The 1,080-nt window shown below is 67.0% G+C and carries 2 protein-coding genes; both read right to left on the reverse strand.

Annotated features, from left to right (window positions below):
• Positions 1-432, reverse strand: a 432-nt coding sequence (locus J0695_RS36675; protein ID WP_206969089.1) for a methylated-DNA--[protein]-cysteine S-methyltransferase, incomplete at its 3' end; no start/stop codon positions are given.
• Positions 433-556: 124 nt separating this feature from the next.
• The gene (locus J0695_RS36680; RefSeq protein ID WP_206969090.1) at positions 557-1,045 is read right to left on the reverse strand and encodes a YajQ family cyclic di-GMP-binding protein; all 489 of its coding nucleotides are present in this window, start codon (positions 1,043-1,045) and stop codon (positions 557-559) included.
• Positions 1,046-1,080: the final 35 nt, after the last annotated feature.

The following is a 1,080-nucleotide window of genomic DNA, read 5'->3' on the forward strand; positions in this document are numbered from 1 at the left end:
CCCGATCACCCGGTGGCACGGACGTACGACCAGCAGCGGATTGCGCCCGATCGCCGTACCCACGGCCCGCACCCCGGCCCCGGGCGACATCCCGATCCGGGTCGCGATCTCCCCGTACGAAACGGTCTCCCCGTACTCAAGGCCCTCCAGCGCGCCCCATACCCGCCGCTGGAAGTCGCTCCCGCCGCCCGCGAACTCGACATCGAACCGGGTCAACTCGCCGGCGAAATAGGCCCGCAGCTGCTCGGCAACGGCCCCGAACGCTTCCGGCGCGCACCGCCAGCCGTCCTCGACGACCGCGCCGCCCTTCTGCCCGGGCACGGACAGCGACACCAGCGCCACCCCGCCCGGCGCCGTGGCCGACTCCTCGCCGACCAGCAGCAGCTCACCCAGCGGGCTTCCGACCGTCCCATGAACAACCGTGACCGTCATCGCGACCGTCTCCTTCCCTCGCAGCGCCCCGGCGGCGATTCCGCCGGGACACCTACGAGTCTGCGACCTCCGCACCACCGCGGCTGGCGGATTTCGGACGTCGCATCCACTCGCTCGTCCGTGGTCAGCGGTAGTTGGCGTACTGGATCGCGAAGTCGAAGTCCTTGTCCTTGAGCAGCGCCTGCACAGCCTGCAGATCATCGCGGCTCTTGGAGGAAACCCGCAGCTCATCGCCTTGCACCAGGGCCTTGACGCCCTTGGGCCCCTCATCGCGGATGACCTTCGCGACCTTCTTGGCATTCTCCTGGGAGATGCCTTCCTCGATCGTCGAGAAGAGCTTGTACTCCTTGCCGGAGAGCTGCGGCTCACCCGAGTCCAGCGACTTCAGCGAGATGCCGCGCTTGATCAGCTTGGTCTGGAAGATGTCGAGGATCGCGAGGACCCTCTCCTCGCCGCTGGCCTGCATCAGGATCTTCTCGCCGGACCATTCGATCGTGGCGCCGGTGCCCTTGAAGTCGTAACGCTGCGAGATCTCCTTGGCGGCCTGGTTGAGGGCGTTGTCGACCTCCTGCCGCTCGACCTTCGAGACGATGTCGAAACTGGAGTCGGCCATGTCCTGTGGCTCCTTGTATCGGGGTACGTAGTCGG

This window comes from Streptomyces beijiangensis (assembly GCF_017315755.1).
Classification (GTDB): Bacteria; Actinomycetota; Actinomycetes; order Streptomycetales; family Streptomycetaceae; genus Streptomyces; species Streptomyces beijiangensis.